This window comes from Acinetobacter sp. 2JN-4, from assembly GCF_003687745.1.
GTDB classification, from domain to species: Bacteria; Pseudomonadota; Gammaproteobacteria; order Pseudomonadales; family Moraxellaceae; genus Acinetobacter; species Acinetobacter halotolerans.
Map to the genome: position 1 here is coordinate 51,248 of NZ_RDNY01000004.1, position 19,963 is coordinate 71,210.

Genomic DNA, 19,963 nt, shown 5'->3' on the forward strand with positions numbered 1-19,963 from the left:
TTCAACTTATAGCAGAACCGATATGAACAAGAATCGTTACCGTATTATTTATAACAAAGCTCGTCAAATGTTTATGGCTGTTGCAGAAAATGCAAAAAGCCAAAGTAAAGCATCAGGTCAAAGTAGTGGTTCAACCACAGCAACGACCAGTGCTGATGATGAATCATTCCATCAGCTTTGGCACGTCAAGGCCTTGGTTGCCAGTATGAGTATGTGGATGCCACTTTCAACGGTTTATGCAGGCATGGTGGCAGACACTGGCGCACCGGCTGCAAATCGACCTGTAATTGGGGTTGGACAAAACTCACAAAAACAAAATGTACCTGTCATTAATATTCAAACACCGAATAAAAGCGGTGTATCACACAACATTTATAAAGAGTTTGATGTCCCAACGCAGGGGGCAGTACTCAATAACAGTCGTACAGGTGCTGCCTCAAGTATCGTTGGCAGTGTAGGAGCTAATCCATACTTACAAACAGGTGAAGCTCGTCTAATTTTAAATGAAGTCAATTCAGCACGAGCGAGCCAATTTGAAGGTAACCTTGAAATTGCAGGTCAACGCGCTGATTTGATTATTGCAAACCCATCGGGGATCAATGTTAAAGGTGGTGGTTTTATTAATGCCAATCGAGCCACTTTAACGACTGGTAAGCCGCAGTTCAATGCGGATGGTTCGATCAAACAATTTGTGATCGACCAGGGTAAGATCACCATTTCTGCAAATACAGGCTCACAGTTCGGCTTGGGTGGGGCAAATAACAACGCCAACTATCTTGATATTTATACCAGAGCTTTAGAACTCAATGCACAACTCCATGCTGAACAAGACATTCAGGTGGTGACAGGTGCTAATACCATTAGTGCAGATCTCACACAAATTCAGGATAAAACCTCAACTGCGGCGGCACCAACCGTTGCCATCGATGTCAAAGCATTGGGTGGCATGTATGCCAATAACATCTATCTTGTAGGTACAGAAAAAGGACTAGGGGTTAATAATGCGGGCACCCTACAAGCGGTAAATAATCTTGTGGTCACCAGTGCAGGAAAGATTGAGCATACAGGAAGCATCAGCTCAACCAGTAAAACTCAAGGTTTGGTCAGTGTCTCGACTACAGGCACGGGGACAGCCGCTGATATTAATTCAGCAGGGACGATTAGTAGCTTTGGTTTGCTAAGTCTAGACTCTGGAAATGATATCAATATTAAAGCTAAAGATGTGACTTTGAATTATGAAGGTGTTGCATCTTCACCTTTGATCATCAGTGCCAAAGGCAATGTCAACCTAGCTGATTCAGCCAAGATCAGAAATATGGGGGCAACTGGCGACCTCTATATTGATGCTACAAATATCAATTTAGCTGCAAATGCCGAATTGAGAAGTAATCGAGGATCAGCACACATCCAAGCACAAAAGGACTTCACTTCAAACAAAGCAGGATTGGTTGCGGCTAAAGATTTGACGGTCAGTGCGAATAATCACCTCAATCTTACCGATACACGCTTACATGCATCAACAGGCAATATCCAATTACAGTCCAGCTCAAAAGAAACGGCGTTAAATAAAATCACGGTTCAAGGTGGAAGTGTTAGCGCAGCAAAAGAGCTTGCAATTTATGCAGATAAAGACGTTATTCTAAATAACATTGATTTTGTAAAGAAAACCAATAGTACTTTGGCACAGATCAACAGCTTGAATGTTTATGCAGGGGGTAACTTAAGCTTTACTACTGCGAATCAACTATTTCCATATACCGCAGGGAAGATTCAACTTGGGGCGGGAAATGCCCTTACCGTACAAGGGACAGGTACGCGTTCAACCTTAAAAGGTGGCGGTGGATTGAGTCTATCCGGTAAAAGTGTAACCACTAAAAATATCCAACTTGCGGGTTCAAGTGCTAATGATCTCGATATTGTGAGTAATGGTGGCAATATCCTGTTAGATCAAGGTACGGGGTTATGGGCAAATACAGGCAATATCAACGTTAATGCTTCAAATGGCAGTATTACTGCAAATAGCTTGCAAGCGACGACTTTAGGTAAAGCATCGTTATTAGCCAGTAAAAATGTCATCTTAGCTGCAAACAAAGTTGAAACTGTTGTAACGGGCACAGATGCCAAAAATGTCACCTATACTCCAAGTAAAATCACAGCAGAGAAAGGTATTCAGATCGCATCAATTGATAACGGATATCTACGTTTAAATACCATTAATTTAGATGCTAAAAATGGTGATATTCAGTTAGATGCAAAAGGCAATATTAGTTTAGTACGCTCAGATGTAATTACCCAACAACAAAAGGCAGATGGAAGTTTTAGTCCTAACAAAACTTATTTATGGAGTGAGTTAAACGGTAAAAATATCCTGATCAATGGTGGTGCGAATAATAGCCTAAATTGGGGTAATTTAAACGCCACAGGGAACATCCAAGCGCAAGCAAAAGGCACACAGTTCTTATATGGTATGAACCTTAAGAGTGGTGCAAACACAACTTTACATGCTGATGGTCGTCAAACCTTGCATCATGTTACAGCTCAGTCTGCTGGGCATACAGCATTGAGCACTAAAGATAGGCTGCACTTGAGTTCGAGTATTGTAGTAGCAGATGGTACGACAAACTGGGGGGTGGGTAATACTGTCAAGCTACAAGCTGATGGTGTGCTTTCATTGGTCAGTGGTGCTGGTCAGTATCTACAAAATACAGATATTAAAGGTGGGGCTGTACTGATTGAAAGCGGTGCTGGCTTTGATGTGAATAAGAATGTCAAGGTGACAGCTACAGGTTCGCCGCTATTGAATAATGACAAGGACTTAAACAAACTTAATGGTAATTTAAGTATTCAAACCAACAATAATTTAACCATCGATCCTAAGTTACTGACACTGAGTGCGGTGGGTGATTATGATCTGATGAGTGAAAATGGTGACTTAAAACTTATTGGTTATGGTGAAACCAAAGGGAGTGGTAGTGAGCAAGTGGTTAAGCTTAACACCGCCAATGGTGGAATCAGTCTTGCAGGTAAATCAGTAGAGTTGCAAGGAACACGATTAAACGCTACTAAAGATATTTCGATTATATCGAATGGCGGTGGTTTAATTTTGGATAGCGTAGAGAATAAGCTGATAAAAGATATCAATGATTTACATGCAAGAAAGGATTATCTAGACCAAGAATATGCTGCGTTGCTTAACGATGAAAATTATAAAAGAATGATGTATTTGGTGAATCATAATTACACTACAAAAAATGGAGTCATTGGTGCATTAAACGAAATAAAATTGTTGGTAGAAAAATTAAACGAAAGGTACCAAATTACGGTTACACCTTATGGTGACGGGTTTACTACGAAGTCTGATTTTTCAACAGGGACGAGGTATTATGCTGATGTGACCGTTGCTCAACCATATACGCAAGAGTCAGATAATACCAAACAGACAATAACAACTTTAAGCAAAAACTTAACTGGCTACGGCAGTGAGCAAGTCGTTAAGCTCGACACAACCACTGGTGGGATTAAGCTTGTTGGTCAAAAAGTGGAGTTACAGGGAACACAATTAACTGCGGCTAAAGATATTTCGATTGTATCAAATGGTGGTGATTTAATTGTGGATGGTGTGAGGAATACGTTGATAAATCAACCATCAACAAAACATATCAATGATTTAAATACGAGAAAGATTTATTTAGACCAAGAATATGCTGCATTGATTAACGATGAAAATTATAAAAGAATGATGTATTTAGTAAATCATAATTACACCACAAAAAATGGAGTGATTGGTGCATTAAACGAAATAAAATTGTTGGTAGGAAAATTAAACGAAAAGTATCAAATTACGGTGACACCTTATGGCGATGGTCTTACTACGAAGTATAGTGCTTCAACAGGGACAAGATATTATACTGATGTGACCGTTGCTCAACCATATACGCAAGAGTCTGATGATACCAAACAGACAATTGCAATTTTAAGTAAGAACTTAAATGGCTACGAGCATCAAGGTGCAACCCTGACGAGTAATACGGGCAATATTAATTTGATCTCTAAACAAGGTCTAAGTATTAGTGGTTCAACTATTGATGCTAAAAAGGGTTCGGTTCTTCTTGAAGCAGCAGGTACATTGGCTGATGAGGAGTATTTAATTCAAGGTGAATTTAAGAGCAATATAAAAAATAGTGTCAAACAAGGAAAAATTAAGGGAAGCATCATTATCGATGCCACCCAAGACTCCTATGAAATTGGTCAGGTGACTAATGATAATTATAATTGGCGTAGCCCTGTAAATGCGACCACAATCAACGGCGATAAAGGCGTTACAATCAAAGCCACTGGCAAAAGTGCCACAGATAATTTGATCTTACAAGGCGTAGGAATCACATCGAATAATGGTAATGTCGATATTGAAGCCTATAAAAATATTATTTTTGATGTGGCTGTTGAAAATAGCTACGATAAGAGTAAGAAAACAGAAACCAAACGAAAATGGTATGGGAAGAAAAAGACCACAACCACGATAAAAACGGCTGAACGTGTTGGTGGTGTATCGGTCGATATTGATGCAAAAAACATCAATGTCAAAAGTGGAGAGCCGAAAAAGGCTGATGATAAAGAAACTGGACCACATCGTACCAGTATCGATATGTATTCAAGTCAGTTAACGGCACATGGTGGTAAAGTTACGATTTTAGCGGGCGGTGATATCAACCTTTTAACTGCTGATAATATCTCTAATAATACCCTTGATATCAGTAAGAGTAGTTCATGGATCGGTATTAAACTTAATAAGTCCAAATATACCAGCACACGAAATATCAAATCAGAGTTACCTGCTGTTTTAGAAGCAAGTTATATCGGTGCTCAAGCCGATGGCAATATTGTTTTAAAAGGTACTGAGTTTAATTATTTGGAAGGTGCAGATATAAAGGCTGGTCAGGAAATTTATCTCCTTGGTGCATCGGAACTTGTAGAAGAAACACTGAATAAAACAAGTAATAGTGTGGTTTGGCAATCAATGCAAGACCAAGGTTCGATTACTGAAACATCAAAGTTACCTACCTTTAATGGACCTGTTGCACCGAAGTTTGAAGCAAAAGGTGGCTTAACTGTTCAAGTTCCAGTTGTATCAGGTAAAGATAATGATGTCCGAGCAGAAGTTTTAAAACTTGCGAACCAACCTGGCAATGCTTACCTAAAAGATTTGGTTAACCGTAAAGATGTGAATTGGGAAGCGGTTAAGCTGGCACAAGAGAGTTGGGATTATAAGTCTCAAGGGTTGACAGGTGCTGGAGCTGCGCTCATTGTGATTATTGTAACGATAGCGACTATGGGGACAGGTACTGCAGCTGCGGCTGGAGCAGCAGGAGGGGCTGCCGCAGGCGGAACGACTGTTGGTTTAGGTGCTAGTATGATTGGTGCGGCAGGTATCACAACGACCACTGTTGCGGGAGTAACCACTGTCAGTGTATCCGCACTGGGTGCAATGGCAAATGCTGCTGTTACTTCATTACTGACACAAGCAAGTATTAGTACCATAAACAATGGTGGTGATCTAAGTCAGACCTTGAAAGATCTGGGCAGCAAAGATTCTGTTAAAAGTTTGGCAACAAGTGTGGTGACTGCGGGATTGTTGCATGGAGTTGCGACTAACTTAAATATTAGCAGCAATGCGGCGATCAATGACGTTGCTAACAGAATGGCAAATGGCATGATACAAGGCGTAGGTAGTACGCTCATTGACTCTACTGTTAATGGTACAAGTCTGAGTGAAGGGTTGGAAAAAGCCTTGTTATCAGGATTAGCAAATTCATTGCAAGCTCCATTAGCAGGTACAATTGGCGATACATTGGGCATGAGTAATAATGCATTTGTGAGCAAAGTTGTTGCCATCGCAGCTCATGCAGCAGCAGGTTGCGCTACAGGTCTGGTTGATAAAGAGTGTCAATCACGAGCACTTGGTGCGGCTTTGGGTGAAGTTATTGCAGAAAATATGTTTAAGCCAGCGAATGGTGTTGAATATACAGCGGCAGAAGAACAAAAAATTCTTAATATTAGTAAACTAACGACAGGGATTGTTGCTGCCTACACTGGTAACGATGTGACTGCTGCTGCCAATGCTGCTGAAACGGCAGTTAAAAACAACTATCTGAGTCATGCACAAGAAAAACTAAAGAAACAGGAGCTGAATAATTGTAATGTCGTGACTTGTGGTGGGTTAATCGTCAAATGGGCGGCGATTGATGCAGGACAAGATGCGAGCTATGCAGCAGGCTTTGCTGCTGGTATTCCTGTATCTGTTGTAGAGTCGGTGGTCGGATTAGTCCAAATGGCCCTCAGCCCAATAGAAACGTATAAAGCACTCAAAGATGTGATCAGTAGTGAAAATGCACTGGGTAAAATCAGTAATGCAATAAAAGAAGATTTAACAAACAAGATTAACAAAGCCGAAGCAGAATATCAGAAGGCTGGTCCATCGGGTTCATATAATGCGGGTCTGGAAACAGGAAAACTCGTGACTGATGTAGTGAGTATATTTGCTGGCGGGGCTGGTGCAGTCAAAGGTGGGGCGATATTAACGGAAAAAGTAGCAGCGAAAGTCAGCTACAAAGTTCTAAAAGATCCTGTGATTATATCTGACAAGGGTGTTCCCGTCAGTCTGGATGGTCATAAAATATATGATCCTAATTTTGCGCCATTAAGTACCAATCCAAAAGCACAATATAGGTTTTCAGATTTTAATCATAGACCTACAGGCGGAGATGTTTATTTTGGAGAAAACATCGTCACCTCATATTTTGAGGTAAGACAAGCAGTCAATGGTAAGTCTTTATTTGTCGGTCAGGTGGAAGTTAAAAATGTATTGGATTTAACCGATCCGAAGATATTAAAACAGATGGGTATTGATCAGAAGAAACTAACTGAAATTGCACCAGACGGTATGACAAAATCTGAATTAGCCAGAAAAGATGCCATATACGCCTATACAAACAGTATTGCCAACCAAGCCTATGATAAGGGTTACTCGGGTATTATTTATAATAGTAGTCGTAATACAGGTTCAAATAATAACCGTGCCGTGGTGCTATTCGGTGATCGCTATGATCCAGCGAAAATCAAGCCTGTATTGGATAAACCAATTTTAACAAAATAAGGAGCAGCGGAATGAGGGCTTTACATCAAGTGGCGGCGAGCCAATTGGGGATCGGTGTCTGGTATCAAAAAGGATATGAGCAAAAGGGGATTTTATTTACTCCACCGAATGAGTATGAGAGGTCTGAAGCTTTAGGCGCACAATGTGCAAATTGCCATACCATTGTATGGATCACAGGGCGCAGTGATCCTATTTTAAATGAAGAATTACCAGATTACGCTGTTCATGGTGGTCCTGTTTATCGTGAATATATTCAAGATAACTTAAAACGCTTTTTACGGTCATTGCCTGCATGTCCGCATTGCCATCAACAGGCTTATAATTTGTTTATTAATAATATCGTTATACCTAGATATCAAAATGGGGATGATCCTTTATTGGATAGCGAAGATTATGGGGTAAACGAAGAAATGTCAGCTAAAGTTAAAGACAAAGCAGTATGGTGGTATGGCGATGAAGCTGAGGCTAAAAGGCTGGATCTGCATTTTTTGTGATGATAGTCTACGGTACTATTTGGTTTGATGTGCGTAGTTTGATTTTCTAGAGGGGGTAAATTGTGATAATTAGATGCAAAAAATTTAGAGGCTATTCTTTACCTTGGTAGCTACGTACAGATCGTCGAACAGGGCATTACATATCAGATATTCTTAAGAATTTTATTGATAGTTGATACACTATTTCTTAAAACCTATTCTTCTTATGAGATAGGTTTTTTTATAATAAAAAAGCCAAATCACCAGACAACAAAAAAGGTCGCCGAAGCGACCTTTTTATGTCATTTAATTATTAAGCAGATTTAACCGCATTTAATAATTCATTTTGACGATCTTTAAGTGCTTGAGGTAAGCGATCACCAAGTTTAGTAAATAACTCAGTGTGGCTCTCAAGCTCTTTGATCCATTGATCTTTGTCTTGCGCTGTAACAGTTTCGAATTGCTCTTTAGAGAAATCAATACCTTCCCAGTTCAATTGCTCATAAGTTGGAACTAGACCGATTGGTGTTTGAGTCGCTTCAGCACGACCTTCACAACGATCAATGATCCACTCAAGAACACGCATGTTTTGACCGAAACCAGGCCATACGAAGTTGCCTTCAGCATCACGACGGAACCAGTTTACATTGAAGATTTTTGGTAATTTATTACCAGCAGCTTCTGCTTTAGCACCAACTTCTTGACCAAGTTGTAACCAATGACCGAAGTAATCAGCCATGTTATAACCAGCGAAAGGAAGCATCGCAAATGGATCACGACGAACGATACCTTGTTGACCAACAGCAGCAGCAGTTGTTTCAGAACCCATAGTTGCAGCTTTATACACGCCATCAACCCAATCAAAAGCTTCTGATACTAAAGGCACTGTGTCCGCACGGCGACCACCGAAGATGAATGCTGAGATTGGAACACCTGCTGGATTTTCCCAGTCAGCGTCAATCGAAGGGCATTGACCAGCAGAAACAGTGAAACGTGCATTTGGATGAGCAGCTTTGTCTTCGCCAGTATGCGGTTGACCTTTCCAGTTGGTCAGGTTCGCTGGAATTTCTTTAGAAAGACCTTCCCACCATACTTCACCGTTATCAGTTACAGCAACGTTGGTATAAATGACATCTTTATGCATAGTTGCCATGCAGTTCGGGTTGGTTTTGGTATTTGTACCAGGTGCAACACCGAAGAAACCAGCTTCTGGGTTGATTGCATATAAACGACCATCTTCACCTGGTTTGATCCAAGCGATATCGTCACCTACAGTTTCAATCTTCCAACCTTCATAACCTGCTGGTGGAATCAACATCGCAAAGTTAGTTTTACCACATGCAGAAGGGAATGCCGCTGCGATGTAATGTTTTTCACCTTGTGGATTGGTTACGCCTAAAATTAGCATGTGCTCAGCTAACCAACCTTGTTCACGACCCATTGCAGAAGCAATACGTAATGCTAAGCATTTTTTACCAAGTAATGCATTACCACCATAACCAGAACCGTAAGACCAGATTTCACGCGTTTCTGGGTAGTGCACGATATATTTTTCGTTGTTGCATGGCCATGCAACATCTTTTGCACCAGCGGCAAGAGGGGCTGCAACAGTGTGTACGCAAGGTACATATTCACCGTCTGTACCAAGCACGTCATAAACCGCTTTGCCCATACGTGCCATTTTCTTCATCGAAACAGCAACGTAAGGTGAATCTGTAAGTTCGATACCAATGTGTGCAATGTGGCTACCTAACGGACCCATTGAGAAAGGAACCACATACATGGTACGGCCTTCCATTGCACCATCAAATAATCCATTTAATTTTTCGCGCATTTCCGCAGGTGCAACCCAGTTATTAGTCGCGCCAGCATCTTCTTGGTTTGCAGAGCAAATATAAGTGCGGTCTTCAACACGAGCAACATCAGAAGGATCAGAATTTGCAAGATATGAACCAGGATGCTTTTCTTGGTTAAGTTTTTGCATGGTGCCGTTAGCGATCATCAAGTCGATCAGACGTTGATATTCTTCTTCGCTTCCGTCACACCATTCAATTTTTGCTGGTTTGGTTAATTTTGCAATTTCTTCCACCCATGCAATAAGCTTAGGGTGACGAACGAATTCTGGTGCGTTCACTTGGGTCATGGTGATGCCTTTTTAAAGTGTGTACGACGTACAATTCTATTCATTGGGATACAATGAAAATAGATGAAGTAAAAAAAGTGGCTGTATTAAAGCATAAAATCGAAAAAAAAATAAGAGCTAAGAATGTTATCTCCTGTTAATGAAAACCCGTTTAATGCTATCTAAGTAGTTGTTTTTGATCGATTGAATGTTTTTTAAATGCAGTATATGTTTTACTTATAGGTGTTATTTTTATTAAAAATACAATTAAATAACAATAGTTTACTGTTTATGCATTTCTTGAGAATTATTATTGATAAAATGAATTATGCTCATTCAAAATTTACATAAACAAGCTTTCATTTGTTGCTTTTGTACCCAAAAATACAGCTATTAACAGCCTTATGTTTGATCTTTATGAGTCCAGATTTACGCCCACTTTCTATTATATATAATCAAAAATCAGGATTTCATGCGGCGCAACAAGATGAAGAATATGAACGTCTCATGACATTTTGGACACAATATGGTTTTGAAATTCAGGTTTTTGAGTTAAATCAAACAATTGATTTTGATGAAATGATGGCAGCTATTTTAGTGAGACATCAACAGGCTGATAAGCGGGGAGTGGTGATTGCAGCAGGTGGAGACGGGACTTTAAACGCAGTTGCAAAGCATTTGATGCATACCGATATCCCAATGGGGATCATACCGCTAGGTACTTTTAATTATGTTGCTCGAGCCTTAAATATCCCGATTGATGTACATAAAGCGGCAGAAGTGATTGCGACTGGGACAATCCATGAGGTGCATGTCGCAACCCTCAATGACCAAATTTATTTGAATAATGCCAGTCTAGGTTTATATCCGTTATTTATTAAGAAGCGTGAATTATATAATCAACGGTTTGGGCGGTTTCCATTGCATGCATATACCTCAGGCTTGGATGTGTTGCTACGCGAACATAGATCTTTAAAGTTGGCTGTGACGGTTGATGGAAAAAAACACCCAGTGAGCACGCCGCTGATTTTCTTTGGAAATAATCAGCTACAACTCAGTGACTTGAAGCTCAGAATTGCGGAATGTGCTGCCAATGGAAAACTGGCTGGCGTCGTGGTTGCGAAAAGTGATCGCTATAGCTTGTTAAAAATGTTGTGGAAGTTAATTCAAGGAAAAATTGATCAAGCTTCTGATGTCTATACCTTCTGTGCTGAACAGATACAGGTAGATTGTAAAAAGACAAAGTTAACGGTAGCAGTGGATGGAGAGTTAAGGGAAATGCAAACGCCATTAAACTTCGCTGTTAAAAAATCGGCCCTAAAAGTGATGGTTCCAAATGTTGTTACATCTGTCTGATCTGCATTTTGGTACTGAACGTGAAGTATGTATGCACGCAATCCAGCTGTTTTGTGAGCAACATCATCCTGAAGCAATTGTGGTGAGTGGTGATTTAACTCAACGTGCCCGTTTTAAGCAGTTTTATGCGTGTCGTCAGTTCCTAGAAAGCTTGTCGATTCCTTATTTGGTAGTGCCGGGTAATCATGACATTCCTTTGTACCATGTATGGAATCGCTTTTTCTCACCTTTTCTGCGCTATCAAATGTTTTTTGGTGATCTGGAAACGGCTTTAGAAACGGAGCATTTCTATATTGTTGGCTTGAATAGTATTCGTAGACGTTACCATACGCGCGGGCATATTTCCGCGCAGCAAATTCACGAAACATACGATAAACTCAAACAAGCGCCAGCGAATAAAATTAAATTGGTGGTGTTTCATCAACCTTTTTACATTGCGCCTGATGAACATCATGATAAAGATTGCCCTGTACTTGGACAGATTGCTTTGGAGCAATGGGGGCATACTGGGTTGTTTGGGCTATTACATGGACATTTACACCAAGCAGCGGTTTATGATCTCACCCAAATCTATCAATTGAATATTGAGCATCCGGTTTACGATATTCATGCAGGTACCGCGATTTCCAATCGTTTGCATCATGATGCCACCAATAGTTTCAATGTAATTTTAGACAACGGTGTGATTGAACATTATTGGTTTGATGAACAAAAAAAACGGTTCGAAAAGCATGAAAAAGCGATGAATTTAAATCACAATGACGATGATGTCTGAAAAAGCACCAAAAAGTAGATTTTTTTTTATTTTTCCCCTTGAAGCCTTTTTTTTTAACCCCACAAAAGTGGCATATCAAAATTTTGTTTATTGCTACTGGAGTAGCAATACAAATTAATCAAAAAGACTAAGTCTGATGGAGTTAATTATGAGCAACATTCGTCCATTACATGATCGTGTTGTGATTCGTCGCGTAGAAGAAGAAACCAAAACTGCTGGTGGTATTTTACTGCCAGGTTCTGCTGCTGAAAAACCATTACAAGGTGAAGTGATTGCAGTTGGTAACGGTCAAATCACAGATAACGGCGTACGTGCTTTGGATGTCAAAGTTGGTGACAAAGTATTGTTTGGTGCATATGCAGGTACCACAGTTAAAGTGAGTGGTGAAGAACTCTTGATTATGAAAGAGTCAGATATCTTAGCTGTGCTAGAAGGCTAATCGACACATAACTCATTTTATTATCAGATTAAGTATTTAAAAAGATTCGGAGTTTAATATGTCAGCTAAAGACGTAAAATTTGGTGATTCAGCTCGCTCAAAAATGATTGCAGGCGTAAATATTCTTGCAGACGCAGTAAAAGTAACGTTAGGTCCTAAAGGTCGTAACGTTGTAATCGACCGTTCTTTCGGTGCGCCGCACATCACTAAAGATGGTGTGACTGTTGCGAAAGAAATCTCACTCAAAGACAAGTTTGAAAACATGGGTGCTCAACTTGTTCGTGAAGTTTCAAGCAAAACTAACGACATCGCTGGTGACGGTACCACGACTGCAACTGTACTTGCTCAAGCAATTTTAAATGAAGGGATCAAATCTGTAACTGCAGGTATGAACCCAATGGATTTGAAACGTGGTATCGACATCGCAGTGAAAACTGTGGTTGAAAATATCCGTGCCAATGCAAAACCAGCTGATGATTTCAAAGCGATTGAACAAGTGGGTTCAATCTCTGCGAACTCTGATACAACTGTTGGTAAGTTGATTGCGCAAGCCATGGAAAAAGTGGGTAAAGAAGGCGTAATCACTGTTGAAGAAGGTTCTGGCTTCGAAGACGCTTTAGACGTTGTAGAAGGTATGCAGTTTGATCGTGGTTATATCTCTCCATATTTCGCGAACAAACAAGAAACTTTGACGGCAGAACTTGAAAACCCGTTCATTCTTCTTGTTGATAAAAAAATCAGCAACATCCGTGAATTGATCACTGTATTAGAAGCGGTTGCTAAAACAGGCAAGCCACTTTTAATCATTGCTGAAGATGTTGAAGGCGAAGCGCTTGCTACACTTGTTGTAAACAACATGCGCGGTATCATTAAAGTCTGTGCGGTTAAAGCGCCTGGTTTTGGTGACCGTCGTAAAGCAATGCTTCAAGACATCGCGATCTTAACGGGCGCGACTGTGATTTCTGAAGAAGTAGGTATGTCTTTAGAGCAAGCTTCTCTTCAAGATTTAGGTACTGCGCACAAAATCACTGTATCTAAAGAAAATACTGTGATTGTTGATGGTGCTGGTAATGCTGAACAAATCGCTGAGCGTGTTCAACAAATCCGTGGTCAAATCGAAGAGTCTAGCTCTGAATACGATAAAGAAAAACTTCAAGAACGCGTTGCTAAATTAGCAGGCGGTGTTGCCGTAATTAAAATCGGTGCTGCGACTGAAGTTGCAATGAAAGAGAAAAAAGACCGCGTAGATGATGCACTTCATGCAACACGTGCTGCTGTTGAAGAAGGTGTTGTTGCGGGCGGTGGTGTTGCGCTAGTACGTGCTGTTAATGCGCTTGAAAATCTGAAAGGTGCAAATGACGATCAAACAGCGGGGATTAATATCTTACGTCGTGCGATTGAAGCGCCACTTCGTCAAATCGTTGCGAACTCAGGTGATGAGCCATCAGTCGTGATTAATGCGGTTAAAGCGGGTGAAGGTAACTTCGGTTATAACGCTGCAACTGGCGAATATGGCGATATGTTAGAAATGGGTATTCTTGACCCTGCTAAAGTTACTCGTTCTGCACTTGAGCATGCAGCTTCTGTTGCTGGTTTGATGTTAACAACAGAATGTATGATTACTGACCTTCCTGAAGATAAACCAGCTGCTCCTGATATGGGTGGTATGGGTGGTATGGGCGGCATGATGTAATTACATCTTCGTCTAGATCAAAAAATCCCTGCATTTGCAGGGATTTTTTATGTCTAAAATTTATGATTTTTTTGTTTTATGGAAGAGAAACTAATTTATTCGAGGGAAGTTCAACAGTAATTTTACTAATTCAGCTTGTTTGTGTGTAGATGTTTTTTCATAAATAGATTGAATCTGTTTTTTTATTGTATCTGGTTGGACTTTGTGTTTCTGCGCGATTTCTTTAATAGAAAAACCATCTAATAGAGTTAAACAAACTTTACATTCAGCGGGTGAAAGATGAAAAATCGTGCATAGAAGCTGCATATCTATAGGGATAGAATGTTTTGGATGAAAAAGTGTAAGCATGACTAATGGGCGAATACCAAAAGCTTTGATTTCTTGCTCAGTAACAAGGAGGGTTGCAAAAATATAAAGTGTTTCTCCATCTTTTGATTGAATCTTTATACCCCCATCTTGTAGTTGGTGTTCAGCGAGGTTTTTTTGTCTAAAGAGTGTTTCAATATTACGAAGATTATCTTTAAGTTGCTGTTGATAGGGGTGATCTAAATGAATTTGTTGCTCATGAATATTCAGGAGCGTAGTTGTTTCTAAAAGTTTATCTGTAGCAGGATTTTTATGAACAATCCCACCAGATAAGTTCAATAGCAAAATTGGTTGTGGAAGTTTATCAATAAGAGAATATCCAACAATACTATTCGCCGAAAATGTATATAGCTGCCGTTTGGTGCGAATGACACGTTCTAAATGAGGTATTATACGATTTAGGAATTCTATTTTCTCTTCTTGAAGTGGTTCCTGTTTTTCTGATGTATGAATAATAAAGGCGATACACAACTCTTCATCTAATATAAGTGCTTTTACTGCAACATACCGTAAATCAAATGGAAGTAAGACTTCCTGATATAACTCAGAGTTTTTAACAAAGTTATCATCAATATGTGTATGGCATTGATACCACTTTTGTTGATCATTTAAGCTTAATTGCAGAAAATATTGCCAACGTGGATCAGAGTCAACTGGATAGTGTAAATAGGCCAGATCCGAGGTAACGCGATTAGTTTCATCTAGACGACCTCCCCCAGCACTAAATGAAATGGCTTGATTCTGAATATCTAAGGCTTGTACTTGGATATAAGTAGCATCTAACACTTGAGTTAAACGTTGACCAAAAGTACACCAATTTTCTGTTGTATCAAGAATTTTATAAATTAGGTCGATTAACTCATCATAGTATTGATTCAAATAGAGCTGAGATATATTTTCTTTATCGTTTCTCAAAGGCGATTGTCCTAACACAATATTAAATGGATGATCTCAAATTATAGATTGTGTGCTTAAGATGGCGAGGCGATACATATGGCCTATGTAGGAAGCATAAGATGTACTAACCATAAACTCAAAATGCATGATTATCTTATCGTCTTGAAACACCTAAGAATTATATCTTAACAAAATATGTTTATTTACTTAATCATCATTTTTTTGATGTTTTTTATCAAATTGAGAAATAATGTGATGTATTTGACAAATATTGTCATACCCCATTTAGGGAATATTTTATAAAAAAAAGTTCATGTAACTTCTTCTATACAGAAATACTTAACAATTAGCCTCCTCATTCTTTAGTACATAAATATTGATTAAAGTCGGGGCGGTTCAGATGATCTAGTGAGAGTAGGGGTGGTTATATGAATCAATTATGGAATACATGTTTGCATCAAAAAGTATGTGACGATAGAAAAAAAGAATGTAATAAATTCAATGTGCCTAAGCTCACGACATTGGCTGTTGTTCTAACGGCTGTCATGATTGGCAATAGTGCATTTGCATTGGTCGAAGAAGATGTAAATGCTCCAAATTCTGTACAAGCACCTAACATTAATACAAGTAACTTAAAAATTACTAATTTTATTGGTCGAGATGCAATTTTAATGTACTACAATCAACAAACGGGTACAGGACAATTATTTGTTGATGGTACAACTAGAACTAATCTGTTAAATGTCACTGATAAGATAACTACGAAGAATTTGACGGTCAACGGGCAGCTAAACATTAGTGAAGGATTGAGTGCAAAAAATCTTGATGTTCAAGATACTACAATTAGTCATGTCGCTGATGCAACCGAAGATCACCAAGCTGTAAATTTAAAACAACTAACTGAAAATAATACTCAAATCAGAGCCGATGCAAAAACATATGTTGATGATACAGCAACGACATTACGTTCAGAGGCAGCGACAGAATCTACTCGTTTGGACAAAGCTATTGCTGATGGTGATACAGCAACGCTAGCGTCAGCAAAAACACATACCGATAGCACGGCAACTGCATTACGTGTTGAAGCTGCAACTGAATCCGCACGGTTAGATAAAGCGATTGTGGATGGTAATGCGTCAACATTAGCATCAGCGAATAAAACGACGGCAGATATAGCGACAGCCATTCGTAATGAAGTCAAAGATGCTGATGCAAAAACTTTGTTTGATGCTAAAGCACATACCAATCAAACCGCGACAAATACCTTAAATACAGCAAAACAATATACAGATCAAACTGGTGCAACTGTTTTAGAACAAGCGAAAGCGTATACCGATGCAAATGCAAATGGTTCGCCATTTGTGGCACTGCAAAGCAATGAAGGTGATGAGTTAGCTAAAGCAGAAGGTTCACAATCAATCGCAATTGGCGTTCGTGCTGTTGCTCAAGGTGAACAATCGATCGCGATTGGTGTTGGCAATCAGGTTACTGGAAATAACTCAGGTGCAATTGGTGATCCAAACATCGTGAGTGGTAATGGCAGTTATGCTGTAGGGAATAACAATACAGTAAGTGGCGATAATACTTTTGTGCTAGGTAATGATGTAAATACCAGCGCAACGAATGCTGTCGTACTTGGAAATGCTTCGGCATCTGATCGGAATAATACTGTTTCAGTCGGTTCTGCGGGAAGTGAGCGTCAGATCATTCATGTTGCAGCGGCAACTGCTGATACAGATGCAGTGAATCTCAAACAAATGAAAGATGCTGATGCTGTAGCATTAACAAGTGCTAAAAATTATACAGATATAACTGCAACGACTTTGCGTGGTGAAGCCATAACAGAAAGCAAGCGTGTCAATAAAGCTATTTCAGATGGTGATGTTGCAACATTAACAAGTGCTAAAAGTTATACGGATACACGCGTTAAGAACCTAGAAAGTAGTTTTACGAATCTTTCACAGCGCATTGATCAAAATAATAGAAGCATACGTAAGAATCGTGAAATTGCAGCACAGGGGATTGCTGGTATTGCTGCAATGAGCAATATACCAATGCCTGCAATTCAAGGGATTAGTAGTGTTGGTGTTGGAATGGGTTACTATGATAACGAAAGTGCAATTGCGATTGGTGCAAGCCATTATTTTGAAGGTGGCTATGCTGTGAAAGGCGCTTTCTCTAGCGGATTTCAAGATCAAAGCACGAGCGTTGGTGTCGGCGTATCTTATTCTTGGAAATAAAATTTAGACTCTGCAATTCAATAACAATAAAAAAGCTTAGTTTTAATACTAATGAAAAATAGTATTACCTAAGCTTTTTTATTTTGGTCTGTTATTTCAATCAATTCCGTCACAGTCATTTGTGCTATCAAAATGGCTTATAACTGATTGCTGAATTAGGTTGAGAGTGTCTATAAAATTAAGTGGTTACATTTGGGGTGAGTAAGTAATGTATAAGGTTTTTTCGATATTAATAATTTGTGGATGTTCATTACAGCAGGCTTTTTCTGCAACTCCTGACCCTAATGCTATTGGAGAGCCAAAATTTGCAATGAAAGAAGGGCAGGTTCAGGTTTTTTTATTAAAAAAATCTAAACTCTTTGGCGGTAAAGATTGGAAATATTTTGTTCATGATAAGAAGTTAGGTTACGCAAATGATAAGCATTATGCTGCTGTAAATGTTGCATCAGGGAAGGTTGTATTTGGTTTAGAGCGTCGAGGGTACTGGGCAAAAGAAACGCTATATTTAGATCCAAAGCTTATTGGTAAAGCCATTTATATACAAGTCGCAGATGGCTCAAATGGACAGTTGAAATATGAGTTTATTGATCCTCAAACAGCACAGTTGGAATTGAACAAACGTTATGTGGTGGGTCGAGATTCTAAAAATAACATACCGACAATTAAAAATTTGACAATCAGAAACCCTCCATGGAAAAGTATGGATAGTATTGAAATTGAAGGGTATGGTAACTCAAATGGCATGTTGGATGGAAAGGGACGTATTCGTATTGATCTTTCAACAATTGTGGAGGGGGATTTTATTGATGGAGTAATAAAAGGTGAAGCAACGGTTTACTTATCTAAAACAACTACTTTTAAAGGACATTTGACCGAAGATTTTACACCCATTGAAGGTACTTTATATTATGAAAATGGTTCATCTTTTAGTGGAAAAGTATATGGGAAGTTAACAGGATATTGGGGGAAACATGGATCAGGTGTTTGTGTCAATCAAGTTGGTGAAAAACAAGATTGTTATTATATTTATGATCGCGACTTCACCCAAGATAAGAAGTTGGAGTCTATTTATCCATTAAGAAAAGAGATACATGCTTTTCTAGAGGAGGTTGGTGATTTTGATAAGAGTTTTGATAAAGAATTACAGGCTTGTTATAAAGCTGTGGGCCGACTGCGACAGAAAAACAGTTGGGCACATCTTCATGAAAGTACATATGCAGCTCGAAACGCATACGAAGATGCAGCATTTGAATTTGAAGAGCGCGAACATGATTTAAAAAGGTTAAAAGCGAAAGTAGACCACCTCGCAAAAAAAATACAAAAAAATCCAGAAGATATTGATGAAAAAGGATTTGATTTATTATTCAAAACATATTTTGACTATGAAAAAGCATTTTATATTGGTTTAAATTACTGCCTCAAAAGCGGTGATCGAGCATTAAAAGACATTAATCAAATTGAAGCAAGAAAAAAACAGCGAGATAGGGAAAATGCAGCTTTGAAAGCCAAAATTTGGGCACCTGAAAATTTTAAAACGTTCACAAACAAAGATGACCCAGCATTAAGAATGCTGAAACAACATCAACAGGCGATCCAACAAGCTCAGGAATTTAATCGTAAAACTCGTTTAACTTCAAGTAATATAACTTTATCTAATAAAAGTACTACTAAGTTAGATAATAAAGCCGATGAAAAAAATCATAATGAGAAGTTATCTTTATCAAGTACAAATCGCAAATCAACAACGGATCAAAAATCGCTTCAAAATAAGTCTAATTCAACTAATAGTACGAAATCGACAAAACAGTTAATGCTTACATTGAAGAAACCAGATGAAGCCCCACCAGTTAAAATGATAGATCTGTATGAAGCTTATGTCGATTGTTATACCCATGATCGAGGCCCTGATTGGGATGGATATGTGAATACCGGGCGGAGTAATCGAGTAAAATCGGATCTACCAAGAATTACATATCAGTGTAGAGGGACTGCTGGAAAACATGAAACAAGTTTGGAAGCAGCATTGAAGGAGTGTGGTGCTACAAGTAAAGGTGCTGTATTAAACTTATCAAGGGAACCAAATTACCCTAATGCTAAACGGACATTGCATTTTTGCGGTTTTGGAGGGCGTTCAATATATCATGACATACCAAGATGGATTGATATTGATGCTCAGACTTTTAAAAGAGCCGCAAGAATTTATAGTTGCCCAGAAAGATTTAAAGGTCATTGTATTGATTTAAAAAAACAATAATTTTTATTGATCCTGACTATTCATATGGTGTTAGGATCAATAACTAAAAATAACCGAAAACAGTGGCTGATTGATATTTCACTGATCAGAGGCAGAGAGCGCTTTTTTACTCTCATTTCTATGAATGATTATGATAAAGAATAACCATTGAAATTCAATGAGTATTCTTTTTTACAGGGTTACTAATCTCCAGAG

Annotated in this window: 10 protein-coding genes; 8 read left to right on the top strand and 2 right to left on the bottom strand. The window is 39.0% G+C overall.

Annotated elements, in window-relative coordinates; genetic code table 11:
- The first annotated feature begins 22 nt into the window (after positions 1 to 22).
- A complete protein-coding gene (locus EAH57_RS07290; RefSeq protein WP_121929485.1) occupies positions 23 to 7,153 on the top strand; it encodes a DUF637 domain-containing protein in 7,131 nt (2,376 codons plus the stop codon).
- Between the two features lie 11 nt (positions 7,154 to 7,164).
- A complete protein-coding gene (locus tag EAH57_RS07295; protein ID WP_121929486.1) occupies positions 7,165 to 7,647 on the top strand; it encodes a hypothetical protein in 483 nt (160 codons plus the stop codon).
- A 292-nt stretch (positions 7,648 to 7,939) separates the two neighbouring features.
- Here the strand turns inward: EAH57_RS07295 and EAH57_RS07300 are convergent, their stop codons facing one another.
- Positions 7,940 to 9,769 carry a phosphoenolpyruvate carboxykinase (GTP) gene (locus EAH57_RS07300; protein ID WP_121929487.1) on the bottom strand — a complete coding sequence of 610 codons (1,830 nt, stop codon included), beginning with the start codon at positions 9,767 to 9,769 and terminating at the stop codon, positions 7,940 to 7,942.
- A 396-nt stretch (positions 9,770 to 10,165) separates the two neighbouring features.
- On the opposite strand from EAH57_RS07300, the gene EAH57_RS07305 reads away from it, so the two are divergent.
- The 4 genes from EAH57_RS07305 (at position 10,166) to groL (ending at position 14,011) form a co-directional block, all read left to right on the top strand.
- A complete protein-coding gene (locus tag EAH57_RS07305) occupies positions 10,166 to 11,104 on the top strand; it encodes a diacylglycerol/lipid kinase family protein (protein WP_121929488.1) in 939 nt (312 codons plus the stop codon).
- Positions 11,085 to 11,879 carry a metallophosphoesterase family protein gene (locus tag EAH57_RS07310; protein ID WP_121929489.1) on the top strand — a complete coding sequence of 265 codons (795 nt, stop codon included), beginning with the start codon at positions 11,085 to 11,087 and terminating at the stop codon, positions 11,877 to 11,879. The genes EAH57_RS07305 and EAH57_RS07310 overlap by 20 nt, the downstream gene beginning before the upstream one ends.
- Positions 11,880 to 12,027: 148 nt before the next feature.
- The gene (locus tag EAH57_RS07315; RefSeq protein WP_121929490.1) at positions 12,028 to 12,318 is read left to right on the top strand and encodes a co-chaperone GroES; all 291 of its coding nucleotides are present in this window, start codon (positions 12,028 to 12,030) and stop codon (positions 12,316 to 12,318) included.
- Between the two features lie 58 nt (positions 12,319 to 12,376).
- Positions 12,377 to 14,011, top strand: coding sequence for a chaperonin GroEL (gene groL, locus EAH57_RS07320; protein WP_121929491.1), 1,635 nt, complete (start codon positions 12,377 to 12,379; stop codon positions 14,009 to 14,011).
- Positions 14,012 to 14,101: 90 nt separating this feature from the next.
- Here the strand turns inward: groL and EAH57_RS07325 are convergent, their stop codons facing one another.
- The gene (locus EAH57_RS07325) at positions 14,102 to 15,292 is read right to left on the bottom strand and encodes a helix-turn-helix transcriptional regulator (protein WP_228200041.1); all 1,191 of its coding nucleotides are present in this window, start codon (positions 15,290 to 15,292) and stop codon (positions 14,102 to 14,104) included.
- A 410-nt stretch (positions 15,293 to 15,702) separates the two neighbouring features.
- Between EAH57_RS07325 and EAH57_RS16235 the strand changes: the two genes are divergently transcribed.
- Both EAH57_RS16235 and EAH57_RS07335 read left to right on the top strand, forming a co-directional pair.
- The gene (locus tag EAH57_RS16235) at positions 15,703 to 17,514 is read left to right on the top strand and encodes a YadA-like family protein (RefSeq protein ID WP_121929492.1); all 1,812 of its coding nucleotides are present in this window, start codon (positions 15,703 to 15,705) and stop codon (positions 17,512 to 17,514) included.
- A gap of 208 nt (positions 17,515 to 17,722) precedes the next feature.
- A complete protein-coding gene (locus EAH57_RS07335) occupies positions 17,723 to 19,768 on the top strand; it encodes a hypothetical protein (protein ID WP_121929493.1) in 2,046 nt (681 codons plus the stop codon).
- Positions 19,769 to 19,963: the final 195 nt, after the last annotated feature.

What these genes read in the sequence shown, in the direction of transcription:
- EAH57_RS07290 (WP_121929485.1), top strand. Translation starts at nt 23, where the DNA reads ATGAACAAGAATCGTTACCGTATTATTTATAACAAAGCTCGTCAAATG.
- EAH57_RS07295 (WP_121929486.1), top strand. Translation starts at nt 7,165, where the DNA reads ATGAGGGCTTTACATCAAGTGGCGGCGAGCCAATTGGGGATCGGTGTC.
- EAH57_RS07300 (WP_121929487.1), bottom strand. Translation starts at nt 9,769, where the DNA reads ATGACCCAAGTGAACGCACCAGAATTCGTTCGTCACCCTAAGCTTATT.
- EAH57_RS07305 (WP_121929488.1), top strand. Translation starts at nt 10,166, where the DNA reads ATGAGTCCAGATTTACGCCCACTTTCTATTATATATAATCAAAAATCA.
- EAH57_RS07310 (WP_121929489.1), top strand. Translation starts at nt 11,085, where the DNA reads ATGTTGTTACATCTGTCTGATCTGCATTTTGGTACTGAACGTGAAGTA.
- EAH57_RS07315 (WP_121929490.1), top strand. Translation starts at nt 12,028, where the DNA reads ATGAGCAACATTCGTCCATTACATGATCGTGTTGTGATTCGTCGCGTA.
- groL (WP_121929491.1), top strand. Translation starts at nt 12,377, where the DNA reads ATGTCAGCTAAAGACGTAAAATTTGGTGATTCAGCTCGCTCAAAAATG.
- EAH57_RS16235 (WP_121929492.1), top strand. Translation starts at nt 15,703, where the DNA reads ATGAATCAATTATGGAATACATGTTTGCATCAAAAAGTATGTGACGAT.
- EAH57_RS07335 (WP_121929493.1), top strand. Translation starts at nt 17,723, where the DNA reads ATGTATAAGGTTTTTTCGATATTAATAATTTGTGGATGTTCATTACAG.